The following is an 18305-nucleotide window of genomic DNA, read 5'->3' as shown; positions in this document are numbered from 1 at the left end:
GTTTAATTAATGGCTTAATGCCTCTATTTTTAAAGCCAAGTATTATGGCTTTGCTGCTATTGCATTCGCAATGCTTGTGTCATCAATCGTTACAACAAAATGACCATTGGCAATTTTTGGTGCCACCGAGTTTTTCCACTGGATCGCCAGACCATTGCGGTAACGCAGGTCAATTGCAGAAATCCTGGACCATACCGGCTTGAAGTCACTTTGCGCCAGATGACTCAGACGCTGCAATTTACTCATGGTCTGATCCTGATCCACAATCACCCGCAGGCCAGAATCAAACTGCATAAACCAGGTCATCCGGTCGGTGAGATATAACTCTTTTAAACGCAGATTCACCGGTAAAAATAACTGGTTAATTTCATTATAGCGACGCATCATCATTTTGGACTGATGCATCGGGCCATGTAATAACGGCAGATGCTGATTATTCTTGGGTGTGACTTCCGAAAACACATCACCGCTGTCACTGAGTAAACGTCCGGTGCCCCAGCGCGCAATCGCATGGCGTGGCATGACCCGTAAACGGATGGCATTCGGCCAGGCGCGTGACACCACCACCCGATCGACCCAGGACAGTTCCAGTGCGGTATCACGAATCTGTTCCAGATCGGAAGTAAAATAGTTATCTGTGACCACTGGCGAAACATGGGTCATGACCTGGCGCAGTTCGGCATTGGAACGAGTACCGACCACGTCCAGTTCAGCCACGCGTGCATCGGTCATGACTTTATATAGACCATAGATTCCTGCTGCCAATACCACAATCGCCACGCACAGCAATACCCATCCACCTAGGTTCGTCAGCTTTTCTTTACGCGTCGGTGGCTTATCGTGAATCGAGGTAATCGCTGCGCGTTTACGGCGCATGGAAGCAGGAAGTTGAGCCATGGCTTAGTGGGTCGCATCCGTTAAGGTTTGTTCAAGAATTGCCACGCACAAGGCATCAAAACTGTAGCCCACCGCCTGCGCGGCTTTTGGCACCAGTGAGTGACTGGTCATGCCCGGTACAGTGTTGACTTCAAGCAGCCAGAAATTGCCTTGTTCATCCTGCATTGCATCAATACGGCCCCAGCCGCTGGCACCTACCGCCTGGAACGCACGCAGGGCCAAGACCTGTAACTGCTGCTCTTCCGACTCGGTTAAGCCACATGGAATGCCGTATTGCACATCATTACGGTTGTATTTGGCTTCATAGTCATAGAACGCCACATCTTTAGGCGGTTCCAGACGAATCACCGGCAAGGCCTGACCGTTCAGTAAGACAATCGTGAACTCGCGACCGGTAATCCATTTTTCAGCCATCACCACTGCATCATGCTCGGTGGCTTTGGCAATCGCTTCAGCAAAGTCTTCAATACGTTCGACTTTGCTCATGCCAATACTGGAACCTTCATGTACCGGCTTGATAATCAGCGGTAGACCCAATGCAGCGACAATATCAGCCGGGTTTGAATCTTTGGTGACAATACGATACGGCGCTGTTGGCAGCTCGGAACCTTGCCAGACCTGTTTGGTTTTGACCTTGTCCATGCCAATGGCTGAACCCTGTACGCCAGTACCGGTATACGGCACATTCAGCCATTCCAGTACACCCTGAATCTGGCCATCTTCACCGCCGCGGCCGTGCAGGACAATAAAGGCACGATCATAGTTGACCAGTTCGGTCACACTACGATCTTTCGGGTCAAACGCTTCTGCCTGAACGCCTTCGCGCAGCAGCGCATCGAGCACTGCCTGTCCACTATCCAGAGACACCCCACGCTCGGCAGATTTTCCACCAAATAACACGGCAACTTTGCCGAACTTTGAAGCATTTGACACGTTTATATCCTTAAACTTTACACTGAGCGACCAAATTCAAATATCACTTTGGGTGATTATTTTAAATACAATTTATTTTGAGCAAGCTCGATGGAGATTGCTCCTACATTACCCGCACCTTGGGTCAATAATAAATCATTCGGTTGTAACACTTTTTGTACCAGTGTTTCCAGATTGCCTTCAACCGGATCAATCAGGATCGGTTCAACCTGACCACGCAGACGGATACTGCGTGCCAGACTGCGACTGTCGGCACCCACAATGGCTTTTTCACCGGCAGGATACACTTCCAGCAACAGCAGTTGATCGACCTGCGATAACACTTCAACAAAGTCATCAAAACAGTCACGGGTACGGCTAAAACGGTGCGGCTGGAACAACATCACCAGACGGCGGTCCGGATGGCTCTGACGCGCTGCTTTAATGGTGGCTTCCACTTCTTTAGGATGGTGACCATAGTCATCGACCAGTTTGATGCTGCCACCGTCCAGTTCAAATTCACCTTGCACCTGGAAACGGCGACCTACACCACTAAAGCCTTCCAGTGCACGGCAAATCGCACCATCAGAAACACCTTCATCGGTCGCCACACCAATGGCGGCCAAGGCATTCAGTACATTGTGCAGACCGGGCTGATTCACGGTAACACGCAGTGGCTCGCGGTCTTTACGCAATACGGTAAAGTGGGTACGCATACCGTCCTGATCAACATCGACTGCGCGAATATCATTGTCTTCATTAAAGCCGTAGGTTAGCACCGGACGGGCAATGCGCGGCATAATTTCACGGATGTTGGCATCATCACCACAAACCACTGCCAAACCATAGAATGGCAGTTTGTGCAGGAATTCAATAAAGGTATCTTTTAGCTTGTCAAAGCTGCCGCCATAAGTATCCATGTGGTCGGCATCAATATTGGTGACAATCGCTGCCATTGGCTCCAGATGCAGGAAAGATGCATCTGATTCATCGGCTTCAGCCACAATATAACGGCTCGCACCCAGTGCAGCATTAACCCCGGTACGGTTCAGCAAACCGCCTATCACGTAAGTCGGGTCCAGATTTTCTTCTGCCAGCATACAGGTAACCAGGCTGGTGGTGGTGGTTTTACCATGTGTTCCGGCCACGGCAATCCCGTGACGATAACGCATCAGCTCACCCAGCATTTCAGCACGGCGCACCACCGGAATACGGCTCTCAATAGCGGCTTTAACTTCCGGGTTTTCCGGATCAATTGCAGTAGAGACTACCAGTACATTGGCGCCCTGAATATTATCTGCGCTATGACCAATAAACACCCGAATGCCATTTTCTTCCAGCTGGGCTGTAGTTTTTGAGGCTTTAATATCTGAACCGGAAACATCATAGCCCTGGTTTTTTAATACCTCGGCAATGCCACACATCCCGGCGCCGCCAATCCCGACAAAGTGGATATGTTTGATACGACGCATTTCAGGCACTTTAATCAGTTCTTTTACTTGATCAGCAGGGATAGATGGAGACATAGTTTACTCGGTTTACAAATCTTGAATTAAAGCAACCACATGTTGGGTTGCATTAGGTTGTGCCTGTTGACGCGCCTTGCTGGCCATTTCAGAAAGCAGTTGGCGGTTCATCAACGGCATTAACAGTTCTTTTAAGCTGTCCGGGGTCATGCTGGCTTGCGGACAGATTTTTGCCGCGCCCGTCTTGGCCAGGAATTGTGCATTGGCCGTCTGATGGTCATCCACAGCGCTTGGCAAGGGCACAAATACCGCAGCCACACCCGCGGTTGCAATTTCCGTAACCGTCAGTGCGCCGGCCCGGCAGATAATCAGATCGGCATCGCTATAGGCCTGTGCCATATCTTCAATAAAGGGTTGCACTTCAACCATTAAGCTGTCCGGCTTGTTGGCATAACGCGCTCGGGTGCTGTCTGCATGATTTTGCCCACACTGATGATACACATTTAAAGGTACATTCAGCTGTTTTAAGGCTTCAGGGACACGTTCATTCAGTGCCTGCGCGCCCAAAGAGCCGCCAACAATTAAAATACGCAGCGGCAAACCTGCTTTTTCACGTTCCTGATAACGCCAGGATGGGGTTAGAGTCGCGCTAATTTCTTTACGCACCGGGTTGCCAGTGGTGACAATTTTAGTGCTGGCCGGAAACGTATCCGGGAACGCCTGACAAACAATGTTGGCAATACGCGACAGCTGGGTATTGGTAAAGCCGGCAATTGCATTCTGCTCATGAATAATGACCGGAATACCAAGCAGACGTGCGGCCAGACCACCCGGTCCAGCCACATAGCCACCAAAGCCGGCGACAGCCTCTACTTTGTGTTTTTTCATTAACTGCATGGCGCTTAAGGTGGCTTTTAGAATTTTAAAAGGCGCCATCAGTTTGCGTGCCAGCCCGTTACCGCGCACGCCTTGAATATCAATCTGATAAATCGGAATATTCTGGTTTTGTAATAAACGGTTTTCCATGCCTGTAGGCGTTGCTAACCAGGACACATGGATTCCCTGCTGCTGGAGTTCTTTTGCCACGGCTAGGGCTGGGAACACATGGCCACCAGTGCCTGCGGCCATCATCATCACATGTTTAGGCTTGGTTTGCGCTGCATCAGTCACGGTCTAATTCTTCAATCCAAATATGGCTAATGAAAGTTCTTTATAAGCGCTCAATTGTAATCACAATCGTATGAGCTTGAAAGTTTATTTACTTTTTTTCACCAAGCGGCTCATTGTTTTTTTCAACAGTTTTGAAAGTTTAAACTAGTTTTATTATTAATTCACCGAAATTGTTAAGTTACCTGCATTTTTCACTGAATTATGTCGACTGGTTTTGATTTACAAAATCGCTATAATTTTCTTGCTCAACGCAGTTTTTCAAGCTCAAATCTCGCTTAAGAATACAAAAAGAGCCACCCAAGGTGACTCTTTTGAAAGATAGATTAACGACCGGCTTCCAGTACATCAAACAGGGTATCGGCAATTGAGGTGCCGAACTGGGCATCAATTTCACGGATACAGGTTGGACTGGTCACGTTAATTTCAGTGACATAGTTACCAATCACATCCAGACCGACAAATACCAGACCTTTTTCACGTAAAAATGGCCCGACTTTGGCAGCAATTGCCTTGTCATTGTCGGTCAATGGACGTGCTTCACCCAGACCACCAGCGGCCAGGTTGCCACGCACTTCGCCGTTTTGCGGAATACGTGCCAGACAATACGGAATTGGCTCGCCATTGACCATTAAAATGCGTTTATCCCCTTCTACAATTTCCGGGATATAACGCTGCGCCATAATTGGCTGGGTGCCGTTATTGGTCAGAATTTCAATGGTGGAGCCAATATTCACACCATCCTGATACAGACGGAAAATGCCCATACCTCCCATCCCATCGAGCGGTTTCACAATCACATCGCCATGTTGCTGAATAAATTCACGAATCAGGCTTTGCTGAGAGGTCACTAAAGTCGGCACCTGTAGCTCCGGGAACTGAGTCGCAAACAGTTTTTCATTACAGTCACGCAGGCTTTGTGGCTTGTTAATAATCCACGCTCCTTCACGCTCTGCCTGTTCCAGAATATAGGTGCTATAGACAAAGTTCATATCAAACGGCGGGTCTTTACGCATCAGCACCACATCATAGGCTGCGATGGATTCTTTTTGTTTTTCGCCCAGCTCATAATAATGGTTGTAATCTTCAAAGACTTTTAACGGGCTGATTAGACCGAAAGCCTTGCCCTGATCAATATATAAATCTTGTTGTAGTGCATAACCGAGCTCATGACCCCGACGTGCCGCGGCCCACAGCATGGCCATGGTGGAATCTTTTTTCAGGTTCACCGTTTCAATCGGGTCCATCACCACAAGTACGCGCATAATGACTGCTCTTTTAAAATTGCTATAATGTGGAGTATAACGGAGATTCGCTGCCTGTTTTTCTGAATTTGAGTAAAGCTTTGCAGCGCTATATTTGCTGATTTCAGGAAGCTGCCCATGCAACAGCCAATTGTGGGATATCATTTAGATGAAGAAAATCATTGGGTCGCAGAGCTGGCCTGTGGTCATGGCCAGCATGTGCGGCATAATCCACCGTGGCAGAACCGGCCCTGGGTGATGACGGAGCAAGGACGCAAAGAAAAATTAGGGGTGATGCTGGAGTGTAAGAAGTGTGAGGAAGGATGATTTTGTTATTTATGAGAGCGTTCAAAATTCTGTGTCAGCCGAATTGGCTAGAGTTTAATTATATCATCGAGCCTGCCTTCAAAGTAAATCGATAACTGTGTGATGGTTTGCCCCCAGTTTGTCACCGGCATTGTCCATTTTTCAGAAGCCTGTTGAATGCCAATATACAGCAATTTCAGCAGGCTATTTTCATTCGGGAAAGCCCCCTTGGTTTTGGTCAGTTTTCTGAATTGGCGATGTACTGCTTCAACCGCATTGGTGGTATAAATTGGCTTCCTAACCGCTTTCGGATATTTGAAATAGGCACTGAGTAAATGCCATTTTTCACGCCATGAACGAATGACTTTCTCGTATTTATCCCCCCATTTGGCTTCCAGCTCATCTAGCGCCATTTCAGCTGCCTGCTTGGTATCTGCTCGGTAAACAGGCTTCAGATCAGCCATAAAGGCTTTTTGATCCTTACTGGCCACATAACGCAAGCTATTGCGGATTTGGTGAATAATACATAACTGCACTTCTGTCTGCGGAAATATCGCAGCAATTGCTTCAGGGAAGCCTTTAAGCCCATCAACGCAGGCGATCAGAATGTCTTGTATGCCACGGTTCTGCAAATCTGTGAGTACGCTGAGCCAATAATTAGCACCTTCACTTTCTGATAGGTAAAGACCCAGCAGTTCTTTATGGCCTTCGGTATTTAATCCCAGCACGGTATAAACGGCTTTGTTGACATAACGGCCTTCATCCTTGATCTTGTAATGGATGGCATCGAGCCACACAAAGGGATATACGGCATCAAGCGGCCTCTGTTGCCAGGCACGTAATTCGGGGATTAGCTTGTCTGTAATATTGGTAATGGCACCCTCGGAAATATCCAGTGCATACATATCGGCAATATGTTTTTGAATATCACGGTAGCTCATGCCGAGCGCAAACAGTGAGATGACTTTACTGTCGATCTCTTCAGAGAGTTTGGTTTGATTTTTCTTGACGAGTTGAGGCTCAAAATCACCAGTGCGATCACGAGGTGTTTCCAGTTCAAATGAACCGGAGGATGATTTTACGGTCTTGCGAGAGTAACCATTCCTGCGATTGGATGGTTTAGGATTTTCTTCCAGATAGTTTTCAATTTCAGCATTTAAAGCCGCTTCTGTCAGCTGTTTGATTAGTGGTGTCAGGATACCGTTTTCACCAGTGAGGGGTTGTCCTGATTGTAATTGTTTTAAAGCTGCTTCGAAATCAAAGTTGTTTGCCATGATGTGTCATTTCCTGTTTGATTCAGTTTATTGAAATGACACAGATTTTTGAACACTACCTTATTTATTTTTCCTTCTTACTTCATGAATAGACAATCTACGTTCTATTTTTTTAAAAAGATATGCATCCTGATCGATATTTAACTCTTTATTGCGACGTTTTACATAGCTCATATAATTCAACTTTTGTTTTAGCTCATATTCATTCCAATGAGTTTCTTCTGCTTTTGATTTTTTATCTAAAAATGCAGTTTGCCTATTAATATTTTTACTCATACTTTCTAAAGACTTTTGAATTCCTGCTAATGCTTTGGGAAGAACTTCTTCAAAACTCTCTCCTAATTTATAAATTTTTAGTTCTGAAGTATCAATTTTATATGTATTCTTATATTTCTTTCCCTTTAAATCCTCATATCTGATCTCAGCATTAAAAATAAGATTAAAGAAGTATTCACTATCTAACTCTTTAGGATTTAAACCAGTAAAACTTAGATAGTCCGTATATTTAGAATCATTCGGCGCTAAATAATTGACCCCCTTAATCATAAAATCTCTTTGCATAAAAACTTTAATAGCTTTTTGAGCAGTAACTAAAAAAGAAGCATCGAGTGAAGGTTCAGGAAATAATTTTATTTTTACGTTATGAGCTCCTCCTTTTCCTACATTTGTAATTTTTAAACGTAAAAAATGGATTCTGTACTCAACAGGTTCTAACTTAATGTCTATCAATGGTTCGGTTTGAACTTTTCTAAGTTCCCTATTTTCTTTCCAACCCAAAAAAGTCGCTATCGATGCTGCACTTGCAGCAATAGCTGAAAAACTTGCGATCATTAAATTCCAATCTAGATTCATTTTTGTTTTTTATAAAAATAAAGCCCTATCATGGATAGAGCTTTATTAAAAATCAATACATTGTATTAATTATTAGATCCCATACTTCACACGATAGGCTTCCATCTTCGCCAAAGCCTCTTTTTCACCTTTGGCATCTAGATAATTCATCAAATCTTTCATGGTAATTAAGGCATGTACCGGAATTTCTAGCTCTTTTTGAACTTCCTGAATCGCAGACAAATCACCCTGCCCTTTTTCCTGACGATCTAGCGCGACCAGTACACCGGCAATTGTGGCACCCGCATTTTTTAAAATGGTCACCACTTCACGAATTGCTGTACCTGCGGTAATCACATCATCAATAATCCAGACTTTTTTACCTTCAACCGATGCACCGACCAATACGCCACCTTCACCATGATCTTTGGCTTCTTTACGGTTAAAGCCCCAAGGCACACTCACGCTATGATTTTGCGATAAAGCCACCGCCGTTGCCGCCACAAATGGAATGCCTTTATAGGCTGGGCCAAAAATCACATCAACATTTTCACATTCTGTTAACTTGGCTGCATAGCCTGACGCCAGTAATGACAAGGCTTCGCCATCATTTAATAAACCGGCATTAAAAAAATAAGGACTCACGCGACCCGATTTTAAAGTAAACTCACCAAATTTAAGCACACCACGTGATAATGCGAGTTCGATAAAAGCTTGAGGGTTAAATGTCGCTTGCGTTGACATGAGGTGCTCCAAAATTCATAAATTGAGGTAAGACCTGCGCATGATACCAAAGAGTAGCTATCCGAGTGATCAAAAAATTCTTCGTGTGGTTTCAATTAACGTCAATGGCCTGCGTTCTTCGGTCAGTAAAGGCCTGCTGGAGTGGATGGAAAAATCAGAGGCTGATGTCATCTGCATTCAGGAAAGCCGTCTGACCCATGCGCAGTGGACTGATAAATTCAAACCGGAAGGCTGGTATACCCATCTGTTCGCAGCTGAACGTCCGGGCTATGCCGGCACCGCCATTTACAGCCGCCTGCCATTTGTGTCTATTCAGGATGGTTTAGGCTTTGAACTGGCCGACTCCCAAGGCCGTTTTGTCACGGCAGAATTTGATTTAGGGCTGGGTTATCCGGTGCATATCTGCTCACTGTATCTGCCATCGGGTTCATCGGGTGAAGAAGCACAAGCCCGTAAAGACCACTTCCTCGAAGAATATACAAAAATCCTGAAACAATGGCGCGATGAAAATAAATCGATCATTGTCTGCGGCGACTACAATATCGTGCATAAACGTATTGATATTAAAAACTGGTCAGGCAACCAGAAATCTTCCGGCTGTTTACCGCATGAACGTGCCTGGCTCGATCATATCTATGATGATCTGGGCTATGTCGACACCTTCCGTGAAGTGCGCAAAGAAGCCGAACTGTATTCCTGGTGGTCGAACCGTGGCCAAGCGCGTGCCAAGAACGTTGGCTGGCGGATTGACTATCATGCCTGCTCACCGGACTGGAAAGCACGTACCGTCAATGCCTGGGTCTACAAAGAGGAATGGTATAGCGACCACGCCCCGGTGATTATTGATTATAAACTCAACTAAAAACCTTCCTATTGAGTGAACAATTGTTCACTCAATAGAGGTTTATTTCCGACATATTTTGTCGTCATTCAGACCTTTATCTGCTTTTTAAATCGGCGCATTATTGCAGCACGGCAAAGGGACAGTGTCAGGATGACAGCAAAGGGACAGGAAGCCGTAGGATGCAAATAAACAAAGCCATGATGGTCTTTGTTTCAAGGATGTGACATCGGACGTTGTAGTGAGACCCGCATAATCAGGATGATTAAATGCGGGTTTTCTACATCTGGGCTTTTATTTTTTATATTGGCTCTTTGCTTTTCGTTTTTTTCTTAGTACGAATAATTCTTCTCAAGTGTTGTCTTGTTTTTCTGCCACTATTATGGCGCGGTAGCGTTGCATTTTAATGACGGTTTAATTTCAGAACCATGAACTCAATATTTATACCCGCTATAGTGCAAAACCAATTTTTTGGTTAATCTCTTGAGCATTGTGTTTCTTGCTGGAATCCGCTTTATGCTTAAAATTTATGGTATTAAAAACTGCAACTCCATGAAAAAAGCCTTTGATCTGCTCAATGAACTGGGCCTGGCTTATGAATTTCATGATTATAAAAAACAGGGGATTGATGCAGAAACGCTAAAACACTGGCTGGATGCTGAAGGTCAGGACAAAATTCTGAATAAAAAAGGCACCACCTGGCGCAAACTGTCGGAAGCGGAACAGGCACAAGCCCTGTCCAGCGAAGCAGATTTAATTGAAGCCTTACGCACTCACAACAGCCTGATCAAACGTCCTGTGCTGGCCACCGCAGACGGCTTTATTGTTGGTTTTGATGAAACCGCCTATCGCGCCTTAAACGGATAAATTCTTTTTATCTACCTTTTACTTATCCGTTAAAAATCAAAAAGCCTGATGCATCTGCATCAGGCTTTCTGGTTTAATCCGTTTCTATTGGCTGGCTTATTTCACACGAACCCAGGTCTGGTTACGACCCAGCGCTGCTACGCCAATATAGCCACGCAATTGTAATTTCTGCCCGCCATCAGCCAGTTGACCTTTTAACTTGTAGGTTTTACCTGATTGCGGATCCAGAATTGAACCGCTGTCATAGTTGGTACCACCCGAATTCTTTAAACCACGTACAATGGTTAAACCTTTCAAGGATTTGTTTTTGTAAGGTCCTTCACATTTTGTACAGGCATTTTCTTCACCCGGCGTTAAAATGGACTGAATTGTTGCAGTTAACGTGCCATTTTTCTGCTCGGTAAATTTGACGGTTGCTTTTGCTTGCTTGGTTTTGTCATCAATTGTTTTCCAGACAGTACCATTTAGCGGATCAGCAGCATTCGCCAAAGCTGTTAAACCCATTAATCCTAATGCCAGTGCAATTTTTTTCATTTTTTTTGATTCCCTAGTCTAGTGTTAGACAGCCTTAGTATTAAAAAGTCACTACAAATTTGCAATTTTTGAATGTGACCATTTAGTGTAACCTTGTAAATTGTGTTGGTAAATACGCAAGCACAGGCCAAAATCAAGAACAAGATGGAAGAACAATGAAGATCAACCCGTTATTGAAACAAATTTTCACAGAAGGCTTTTTAAAAACCACCATCCGCCTGCCAAGCCAATATAATTTACCGCATAATCCGCTGCGTTTCGCCCTCGAACAGATGTGCCGGCTGTTTCCGACCAATAAAACTGTCGAAGTCCGCGCTTTACGTCTGGCTAGCCTGAAAGCCGAAGAAATCAAGCCACAAGATGAAGCCACCCAGCTGATTTTCTATATTCACGGTGGCGCCTTTTATTTAGGGTCTTTAAATACCCATCGCCCATTTCTGACTGAACTGGCCGCCCGCACCCAGATGCAGGTGATTCATATCGATTATCCGCTGGCGCCTGAAAATCCATTCCCGGAAGCCTTAGAAGCAATTTTTGATGTCTATCAGACCCTGCTGGATCAGGGCGTACAGGCCAAAGATATTTTGCTGGCAGGAGATTCCTGCGGCGCCAATCTGGCGCTGGCCTTAGCCTTAAAAATCCGTGATGAACAGTTACCGCAAGTCAGCGGCCTCATGCTGCTTTCACCATTTTTGGATTTAACCCTGACCAGTGAATCAATTCGTTATAACCGCAAACACGATGCCTTATTGTCGATTGAAACTCTGGAAACCGGGATTCAATACTATGTGCCACCGTCGGTCGATCGTGGTGATCCGCGTGTTTCGCCGCTATTTGATGATTTAACCGATTTACCACCAACCTTGGTGCAGGTGGGTTCTAAAGAACTGCTGCTGGATGATGCGCAGCGTTTTCGTGACAAGGCCGAACAGGCGGGCGTGAAGGTCAGTTTTAAACTGTATACCGGTATGTGGCATAACTTTATTATGTTCTCACCGTGGTTTGATGAAGCCAAAATGGCGCTGGCCGATTTAGCCGAATTTGCCCATCAGCAGGACCGAGATTAAAACACCATAAAAAAAGGTCAGTAGAAACTGACCTTTTTTTGTGATTAATGCAGCGCCGTAAAGCTTAGATTTTGGCAATCTGGTCTAATGCCGTAGTAATCGCCTGATCTTTAATATCGCTCATGCTAACCCCTTCAGCACGTACTACTTCAATATCACTGACACCGGTAAAGTTAAACACGGTTTTCAGGAATGCTTCCTGGAAATCAACCGGGCTTTGTTCGCCATAGACACCACCGCGGCTGCTGGCGATATACACTTTCTTGTCACCTGCCAGACCGACCGGGCCATTTTCGGTGTATTTAAAGGTACGACCTGCCACGCTAATCCGGTCAATCCAGGCTTTTAAAGTCGATGGCAGACCGAAGTTATACATGGCTGCGCCCACCACCACGACATCAGCATCTAGATATTGTTGCAGAATCTGTTCGCCTAAAGCGCTTTGCTCGGCATTTTGTCCCATTAAAATTTCAGCGGTTAAATGCGGAATGGTCTGTTCAGCCAGATCCAGATAGTCAACTTGGGCCGCTGTATTTTTCGCCTGTAGCTGGTTCACAATAGCTTTAGACAACTGACGTGATACAGAAGCGTCGCCTAAAATACTCGAGTCGATATGCAAAATTTTCATGGGAGAGAATCCTAAACTGTGATTTTTTCAATAGCGCCATTTTACTGCAGTTTAAAATAGAAATAAGTGATTTAAACAACACACACTGTTGCACCCATGCAACGATATTTTCCCGAAAAGTACAAAAAATAGCCATTACCAATTCTCTAAAATCATGATATGTTAGGTTTTATTAAAATAATTGTATAAAAATGAGACTTTAGACGCTCATTTTTGGGGTCGTGATTCACGCATGAAAAGTCGCATTGCGCACAGTGCTGTGCCCACATTTAAATACAAAGTCACCCGTTATTTACTCGAAAAAGAAGTGGTGATGAACTGGAGCACGTTAAACAAATGTATTCTGATGCTGTTTCTGGGCAGCCTGATGCACGTGATCTGGGCCATCTGGAAAAGTGTGGTATTACTCACCCCGGAACTGTGGCGCTGGGTCAATCTGGCCTTGTTAAAACAGCAGCTGGTCATTAATTTATTCGGACTGTTCGTGTTTATTGGCATGATTGGCATCTGCCACTACTTTCGCAAACAGGACTGGACCCGGCGCTATATGCCCTATATTGCGGTGGCCACCTTTGTGGTCAGTCTGTGCCGCGATGGCTATCTGGTCGGGGTGCTGAGTCCGGCCACTATGGTGACCTATATCAGTCTACCCACGGTCGGTCTGGTGCTGTTTGAACGCAGAATTGTCTATTCGGCCTTAATTCCGGCCACACTGTATCTGGTCAGCTGCGGTTATTTAAGCTTTTTCGGCCAGTTAACCTATGCACCTTTATTTTTATTAACCGACTTTCCTTATAAAAATGGCTTCTGGGTGCTGTCGATGCTGTTTTTTATTGTGCCGATTCTGCTGACCTGCCTGGTGCTGTTTGAAATTCTGCTGAGTCAGTGGCGCTATCGGGAGGCGCTGATTGCACATTTAAGTCAGGTCGATCCGCTCACCAATACCTTTAACCGGCGCAGTATCAACCAGTGTCTGGAACAACTGAACCACAAACAGGCACCCAGTTATGCAGTGATTCTGGTCGATCTGGATCATTTTAAGCAGATTAATGATGAGCATGGCCATCATAAAGGCGATGAAGCCTTGGTCCAAGTCTGTCATGTGCTGGCCGGCCATATCCGCGAGCAGGATGTGCTGGGCCGTTTTGGTGGCGAAGAATTTATTCTGGTCCTGAAACAGGCCACTGCGCACCAGGCCAAACAGGTGGCCGAGCGCTGCCGGCAGGCCATCACCCAGATTGAACTGTATGATGAACATAACCAGCCGATCCATTTTACCGCCAGCTTCGGGATTGCCTTATCGCACCACAATACCCCTTATGAAAAGCTGCTCAGTCAGGCCGATCAGGCCCTGTATCAGGCCAAAGCCTATGGCCGTAATCAGGTGGTGCTGTATCAGCCGCTGGAACCAGCAGCCTCTTAAGACTTAGCTAGAGGATGGTTCAGACTGATAAGGCTCCAGATAATTGACCCAGTCTTGTTCCTGTTTCGCGGCCTGTTCCCAGGCCTGCATTGCCGGATGTTGCAGCATGGTCTGCATATAATACTGGCTGTCTTCATTCACGGGCAGCGCATAGCTTTTCAAACGCCAGACCACCGGTGCATAAAAGGCATCAGCAATCGAGAAATCACCACAGAGAAAACCGCCTGGGTCCGGACGCTCAGACCAGATCTGACAGACACGGGCTACATCGTCACGTAAATCAGGTTGCTCAGCCCATAACGTCTGTCCGACTTCTGCCAGATCAGCGCGAATATTCATGCCGCAATGGTTACGCAGTGCCTGAAAACCGCTATGCATTTCAGCAGCCAAAGCGCGTGCCCGAGCCCGCTGTGCCCGACCAGCCGGCCATAGCTGGCGCTCCGGAAACTGTTCGGCCAAATATTCACAAATCGCCAGTGAATCCCAGACCATTAGCCCGTCATGTACCAAGACCGGTACCTTGCCATTCGGGTTAATTGCCAGTACATCCTGTTTAAAATGGCCCGTGCCGCGTTCTTTAGGAAAAGGTAACAGCACTTCACGAAACGGCAGTTCAAAAGCAGTAAGGACCAGCCACGGCCGCATGGACCAGCTGGAGTAATTCTTGTTGGCAATGTACAGTTCCATCATGACTCATCCTCCTGTTGTTGTTTTTAATATTCACGATCGCTGGGCAGTGCCACCTGATGAAATCAAGGGATATGGCGCCAAAGCCTATACAAAGCGACTTAAAAGCTAAAGTTTAATGGGCGGACAGGCCTCGCGCTTATCCGCTGTGATCATCACCATCATGATAGCGTGATCTGCCAGCGCCTGTGTCGAGATCTGTAGCAATTCTGCTGCTAAACCAGATATAAAAACGGCCTGTGAACAGACCGTAAGCAGAATAAGTTGCAGCTCTCTAGCAGTCAGCGAGAGACTCTACTCCCCCGCTTTCTACAGCGCCATAACCAGAGCGCACTTAGAACAGGAAGGCCACACCTAAACCGGCATGATAACTTTTATCAGCGCCATTTAAATCAACACCGACACTGGCATCCAGCTGGGTACGCGCATTTAAGGCATAAATCAGGCCTGAACCCAAGGCATATTCCACCTTCTGGCTTTCTGCTTTGTGGTAAATAAACTCGGAGAACCCGGCCCATTTATCACTGAGCTGATATTGAATCCCCGGCACTGCCTGCAAAGCCCAATTGTTGTCCTGCCACTCATAACGCATGCTAATTGAGGTGGTCAGTAAATCATTATAGGCATAGGCCACTGCCGAGCTAAGGCTGTAAATATCCTCTTCGGCACTAAAACCATCATTCCCGGTGGCAATCTGCGCTTCGGCCAGCACCGCCATCGACAGTTTTTCATCATCTAAATCAATGGCATGTTTCAGACCAATGCTGACATCCCCCAGACCATCTTCTTCAACCGACTGGCCAGCACTTTTTACCCGGCTCCAGCCCGGACCCTGCCAGCCCAGCTGTAATTCTAGATTGTCTGCCAGACCGGTACGCAACAAGGTATCGGCGTGCAGCTGAGTGATTTCCTGCGTCAGACCATTGTCATCTTTGGTTTTCTGATAGTGCGCATTGGCCAGCGCTTGCTCCCAGGCCAACTGGCCGACCGGCGTAATTCCGGTGCTCATGCCCACACCCGGACGGTCAAATGCAAACTCGGCGGCAAAGACCTGACTGCTGACTGCAGTCGCCACCATCACACCCAATAATTTCAATGCTGACATAGTGTTTATCTCAATTTTAAGCCAATTCTTTGGTCATTTTCGCGCCATGGGCACGGAGCAGTTCTAAGGTTTGCTGTTCTTCAGGCAAGGCTTCAGCCCAGTTAATTTCATCAAAGTCGCAATCAAAGAATAAATCACTGATGGATGACAAAATGGTCAGGCCATCTTCATCTTTACGGTTTGGATCGACGTTTTCTTCAAGCAGGCGCTTTACCGCAGGTGCACAGGCGGCACTGGCGGCGTCCCATAACGGGCCATAGACTTCTTCCGCATCCCACAAATGCAAATTGACCTTGGCCTGAATTAACGCGTCCAGAATTTCCATATGGACGGCCAAATCCTGCTGTTTTTGTGCTTCATTGTGCGGCTGGCCCGCCTCATAGGCCTCGCAAATGGCTTCCCACCACTGAAACAGGCCATCGGACCAGACTGAAATTACCGGGCCTTTTTCAGGATCAATAAAATTCGGATCAAGCCCCGCGGCCAAAAGTTGTTGCACTTGGGCCTGATCTAGTTCTTCTATGGCTTGCACCAAGCGTTGTTGTTGTGCCGTTAACATGCAGAGAGCTCTCTTCAATCAAATCAATTTCGTTCTATTATGCCCAATTCAGTGAAAATTGTTTAAGCGAAATGTAATCTTGTCGCATGAATTTGCTATAAAAAAAGCCCCGATACTGGGGCTTTTCTGCTTTTCAGCCAATACCTGTCTTATTCGTCGACATCGGTATCTAGGTCAACTCGACCCGGCTGTCCACCACGCGGATGTTCTTTTTTCTCAAAGACATGCTCCAGACTACGTTTTAAACGGTCAATGGCGCCATGAATTGCGGTATCGACATTATGACCACGATGATTGACCACCACAGGCTTCAAGCCGGCCGGGCGTGCTTCAATCATACATTTGATGTCATCATCTCCGCCTTTGTCCCCGTTTTCATCACTTAAATGTACGGAAAAATGGGTAATACGCTCACTATGGCGTTTAAATTCATCACTTAGCTCTGCACGTACGTAACTAATTAATCGTTCGCTACCTTGGATGTTCTTATCTGTACGGATTTCAATATTCATAATCTCATCCTCTCTTTCTTTCGTTTTCTGAATCTTTTTTGTGCAAAACTATTTTATCTTGGCACGTTTGTCGCTTGCTGTTTTCCAGCATATTGAACATCTTCAACCTAATTTGGACGCTACCCTCCACATTGAACGATGAACACTTTTGAGTCTGCAGAACCGTGTCCTTATACTTTGAATATCGGGCCTAACTCAAAAATATGCAAGCAATATTTGATAAAAATTAGCAAAAGGATAACCTGTTGTGACAACTGCTTACTTGCGTGGTCAGGCACTGATTGACTCAATCCGCTCTGCCCCTTATTCACGTGATTTAATTGGCTATCATGGCCAGCCGCCACATCCGCAGTGGCCGAATCAGGCACGTATTGCGGTGCAATTTGTGCTGAATTATGAGGAAGGCGGCGAAAATCATATTGAACATGGCGACGCCGGCTCCGAGCAGTTTTTATCCGAAATTGTCGGCGCGGCCAGCTTTCCAGCCAGACATATGTCGATGGATTCGATGTATGAATATGGCTCGCGGGCTGGTTTCTGGCGCATTCATCAGGAGTTTCAGCGGCGTCAGTTACCGATGACCATTTTTGGGGTCGGTATGGCGCTGGCGCGGAACCCGTATGTGGTCGAGGCCATTCAGCAGGCCGACTATGATGTGGTCTCGCATGGGCAACGCTGGCTGCATTATCAGAGTATGGATATGGCCACTGAACGCCAGCATATGGATCAGGCGATCAGTGTCTTAGAAACCCTGTTTGGTCATGCACCCATTGGCTGGTATACCGGCCGCGACAGTCCCAATACCCGCCAGTTACTGGCCGAATTCCCGCAAATTCAGTATGACTGTGATTATTATGGCGATGATTTACCGTTCTGGCAGACGCTGACCAATGCCCAGGGCCAGTCACGGCCGCATTTAATTATTCCCTACACCCTCGACAGCAATGATATGAAATTTGCCGCTGCAAGCGGCTTTAATAGCGGCGAGCAGTTTTATCAATACCTGAAAGATGCTTTTGATGTGCTCTATGCCGAAGGGGAAACTGCACCCAAAATGCTCTCGATTGGTATGCACTGCCGTCTTTTGGGGCGCCCGGGACGCTTTAAAGCCCTGCAATGCTTTTTAGACTACATTCAATCGCATCCACAGGTCTGGATTTGCCGCCGCGGTGATATTGCTGCGCATTGGTATCGCCATCACGCACCAGAACCCGTCAAATAAAGAAAACTCGCACCAGCCT

The 18305-nt window shown here is 46.3% G+C and carries 20 protein-coding genes; 6 read left to right on the top strand and 14 right to left on the bottom strand.

The genetic code is table 11. The features are described 5' to 3' along the window. Positions 1 to 42: 42 nt before the first annotated feature. The 5 genes from P253_RS09110 to gshB form a co-directional block, all read right to left on the bottom strand. Positions 43 to 897, bottom strand: a complete 855-nt coding sequence (locus P253_RS09110) for a cell division protein FtsQ/DivIB (protein ID WP_005180814.1) — start codon at positions 895 to 897, stop codon at positions 43 to 45. Positions 898 to 900: 3 nt separating this feature from the next. Continuing rightward, positions 901 to 1830, bottom strand: a complete 930-nt coding sequence (locus P253_RS09105) for a D-alanine--D-alanine ligase (RefSeq protein ID WP_016658739.1) — start codon at positions 1828 to 1830, stop codon at positions 901 to 903. Between the two features lie 56 nt (positions 1831 to 1886). Further along, positions 1887 to 3335 carry a UDP-N-acetylmuramate--L-alanine ligase gene (gene murC / locus P253_RS09100; protein ID WP_016658738.1) on the bottom strand — a complete coding sequence of 483 codons (1449 nt, stop codon included), beginning with the start codon at positions 3333 to 3335 and terminating at the stop codon, positions 1887 to 1889. 12 nt (positions 3336 to 3347) lie between these two features. After that, entirely contained in the window at positions 3348 to 4445 is a 1098-nt protein-coding gene (gene murG, locus P253_RS09095; protein ID WP_016658737.1) for an undecaprenyldiphospho-muramoylpentapeptide beta-N-acetylglucosaminyltransferase, read from the bottom strand. A 323-nt stretch (positions 4446 to 4768) separates the two neighbouring features. Beyond that, the gene (gene gshB / locus P253_RS09090) at positions 4769 to 5707 is read right to left on the bottom strand and encodes a glutathione synthase (protein ID WP_016658736.1); all 939 of its coding nucleotides are present in this window, start codon (positions 5705 to 5707) and stop codon (positions 4769 to 4771) included. A gap of 117 nt (positions 5708 to 5824) precedes the next feature. Here gshB and P253_RS09085 point away from each other — a divergent pair, with 117 nt between their 5' ends. Continuing rightward, positions 5825 to 6013, top strand: coding sequence for a DUF3565 domain-containing protein (locus P253_RS09085; RefSeq protein ID WP_016658735.1), 189 nt, complete (start codon positions 5825 to 5827; stop codon positions 6011 to 6013). A gap of 47 nt (positions 6014 to 6060) precedes the next feature. On the opposite strand, the gene P253_RS09080 is transcribed toward P253_RS09085, so the two are convergent. From P253_RS09080 to pyrE, 3 genes are all read right to left on the bottom strand, one after another. Continuing rightward, positions 6061 to 7266 (bottom strand): IS256 family transposase, encoded by a 1206-nt coding sequence (locus P253_RS09080; RefSeq protein ID WP_004911237.1) that lies wholly within the window; start codon positions 7264 to 7266, stop codon positions 6061 to 6063. A 60-nt stretch (positions 7267 to 7326) separates the two neighbouring features. Then, the gene (locus P253_RS09075; protein WP_016658734.1) at positions 7327 to 8097 is read right to left on the bottom strand and encodes a hypothetical protein; all 771 of its coding nucleotides are present in this window, start codon (positions 8095 to 8097) and stop codon (positions 7327 to 7329) included. Between the two features lie 93 nt (positions 8098 to 8190). Beyond that, positions 8191 to 8841, bottom strand: coding sequence for an orotate phosphoribosyltransferase (pyrE, locus tag P253_RS09070; RefSeq protein WP_005180830.1), 651 nt, complete (start codon positions 8839 to 8841; stop codon positions 8191 to 8193). Positions 8842 to 8881: 40 nt separating this feature from the next. On the opposite strand from pyrE, the gene P253_RS09065 reads away from it, so the two are divergent. Then, positions 8882 to 9703 (top strand): exodeoxyribonuclease III, encoded by an 822-nt coding sequence (locus P253_RS09065; protein ID WP_016658733.1) that lies wholly within the window; start codon positions 8882 to 8884, stop codon positions 9701 to 9703. A 495-nt stretch (positions 9704 to 10198) separates the two neighbouring features. After that, entirely contained in the window at positions 10199 to 10549 is a 351-nt protein-coding gene (locus P253_RS09060) for a Spx/MgsR family RNA polymerase-binding regulatory protein (protein WP_016658732.1), read from the top strand. 96 nt (positions 10550 to 10645) lie between these two features. Here the strand turns inward: P253_RS09060 and P253_RS09055 are convergent, their stop codons facing one another. Further along, positions 10646 to 11083, bottom strand: coding sequence for a DUF2147 domain-containing protein (locus P253_RS09055; protein ID WP_005180835.1), 438 nt, complete (start codon positions 11081 to 11083; stop codon positions 10646 to 10648). Positions 11084 to 11238: 155 nt separating this feature from the next. Here P253_RS09055 and P253_RS09050 point away from each other — a divergent pair, with 155 nt between their 5' ends. Further along, complete coding sequence (locus P253_RS09050; protein WP_016658731.1) at positions 11239 to 12150, top strand: alpha/beta hydrolase; 912 nt, start codon at positions 11239 to 11241, stop codon at positions 12148 to 12150. A gap of 64 nt (positions 12151 to 12214) precedes the next feature. Here the strand turns inward: P253_RS09050 and P253_RS09045 are convergent, their stop codons facing one another. Then, entirely contained in the window at positions 12215 to 12778 is a 564-nt protein-coding gene (locus P253_RS09045; protein ID WP_005180838.1) for an FMN-dependent NADH-azoreductase, read from the bottom strand. A gap of 232 nt (positions 12779 to 13010) precedes the next feature. On the opposite strand from P253_RS09045, the gene P253_RS09040 reads away from it, so the two are divergent. Continuing rightward, entirely contained in the window at positions 13011 to 14201 is a 1191-nt protein-coding gene (locus P253_RS09040) for a GGDEF domain-containing protein (RefSeq protein ID WP_016658730.1), read from the top strand. Between the two features lie 3 nt (positions 14202 to 14204). Here P253_RS09040 and P253_RS09035 read toward each other — a convergent pair whose 3' ends face one another. The 4 genes from P253_RS09035 to P253_RS09020 all read right to left on the bottom strand — a co-directional run bounded on the left by P253_RS09035 (position 14205) and on the right by P253_RS09020 (position 17064). Beyond that, positions 14205 to 14891, bottom strand: coding sequence for a glutathione S-transferase family protein (locus tag P253_RS09035; protein WP_005180842.1), 687 nt, complete (start codon positions 14889 to 14891; stop codon positions 14205 to 14207). 331 nt (positions 14892 to 15222) lie between these two features. Continuing rightward, positions 15223 to 15993, bottom strand: coding sequence for a transporter (locus tag P253_RS09030; protein ID WP_016658729.1), 771 nt, complete (start codon positions 15991 to 15993; stop codon positions 15223 to 15225). Positions 15994 to 16009: 16 nt separating this feature from the next. Then, entirely contained in the window at positions 16010 to 16552 is a 543-nt protein-coding gene (locus P253_RS09025; protein WP_005180844.1) for a hypothetical protein, read from the bottom strand. A gap of 149 nt (positions 16553 to 16701) precedes the next feature. Then, positions 16702 to 17064 (bottom strand): HPF/RaiA family ribosome-associated protein, encoded by a 363-nt coding sequence (locus P253_RS09020; protein ID WP_005180845.1) that lies wholly within the window; start codon positions 17062 to 17064, stop codon positions 16702 to 16704. 247 nt (positions 17065 to 17311) lie between these two features. Between P253_RS09020 and puuE the strand changes: the two genes are divergently transcribed. Next, complete coding sequence (puuE, locus tag P253_RS09015) at positions 17312 to 18286, top strand: allantoinase PuuE (protein WP_016658728.1); 975 nt, start codon at positions 17312 to 17314, stop codon at positions 18284 to 18286. Positions 18287 to 18305: the final 19 nt, after the last annotated feature.

The sequence above is a fragment of the Acinetobacter indicus CIP 110367 genome (assembly GCF_000488255.1).
Taxonomy (GTDB): Bacteria; Pseudomonadota; Gammaproteobacteria; order Pseudomonadales; family Moraxellaceae; genus Acinetobacter; species Acinetobacter indicus.
This window is presented reverse-complemented; position numbering and strand designations above follow the sequence as displayed.

Bases quoted from the DNA above. Each gene is read 5' to 3' on its own strand.
- P253_RS09110 (WP_005180814.1), bottom strand. From the start codon at position 897: ATGGCTCAACTTCCTGCTTCCATGCGCCGTAAACGCGCAGCGATTACC.
- murC (WP_016658738.1), bottom strand. From the start codon at position 3,335: ATGTCTCCATCTATCCCTGCTGATCAAGTAAAAGAACTGATTAAAGTG.
- gshB (WP_016658736.1), bottom strand. From the start codon at position 5,707: ATGCGCGTACTTGTGGTGATGGACCCGATTGAAACGGTGAACCTGAAA.
- P253_RS09085 (WP_016658735.1), top strand. From the start codon at position 5,825: ATGCAACAGCCAATTGTGGGATATCATTTAGATGAAGAAAATCATTGG.
- P253_RS09080 (WP_004911237.1), bottom strand. From the start codon at position 7,266: ATGGCAAACAACTTTGATTTCGAAGCAGCTTTAAAACAATTACAATCA.
- P253_RS09075 (WP_016658734.1), bottom strand. From the start codon at position 8,097: ATGATCGCAAGTTTTTCAGCTATTGCTGCAAGTGCAGCATCGATAGCG.
- pyrE (WP_005180830.1), bottom strand. From the start codon at position 8,841: ATGTCAACGCAAGCGACATTTAACCCTCAAGCTTTTATCGAACTCGCA.
- P253_RS09065 (WP_016658733.1), top strand. From the start codon at position 8,882: ATGATACCAAAGAGTAGCTATCCGAGTGATCAAAAAATTCTTCGTGTG.
- P253_RS09060 (WP_016658732.1), top strand. From the start codon at position 10,199: ATGCTTAAAATTTATGGTATTAAAAACTGCAACTCCATGAAAAAAGCC.
- P253_RS09055 (WP_005180835.1), bottom strand. From the start codon at position 11,083: ATGAAAAAAATTGCACTGGCATTAGGATTAATGGGTTTAACAGCTTTG.
- P253_RS09050 (WP_016658731.1), top strand. From the start codon at position 11,239: ATGAAGATCAACCCGTTATTGAAACAAATTTTCACAGAAGGCTTTTTA.
- P253_RS09045 (WP_005180838.1), bottom strand. From the start codon at position 12,778: ATGAAAATTTTGCATATCGACTCGAGTATTTTAGGCGACGCTTCTGTA.
- P253_RS09040 (WP_016658730.1), top strand. From the start codon at position 13,011: ATGAAAAGTCGCATTGCGCACAGTGCTGTGCCCACATTTAAATACAAA.
- P253_RS09035 (WP_005180842.1), bottom strand. From the start codon at position 14,891: ATGATGGAACTGTACATTGCCAACAAGAATTACTCCAGCTGGTCCATG.
- P253_RS09030 (WP_016658729.1), bottom strand. From the start codon at position 15,993: ATGTCAGCATTGAAATTATTGGGTGTGATGGTGGCGACTGCAGTCAGC.
- P253_RS09025 (WP_005180844.1), bottom strand. From the start codon at position 16,552: ATGTTAACGGCACAACAACAACGCTTGGTGCAAGCCATAGAAGAACTA.
- P253_RS09020 (WP_005180845.1), bottom strand. From the start codon at position 17,064: ATGAATATTGAAATCCGTACAGATAAGAACATCCAAGGTAGCGAACGA.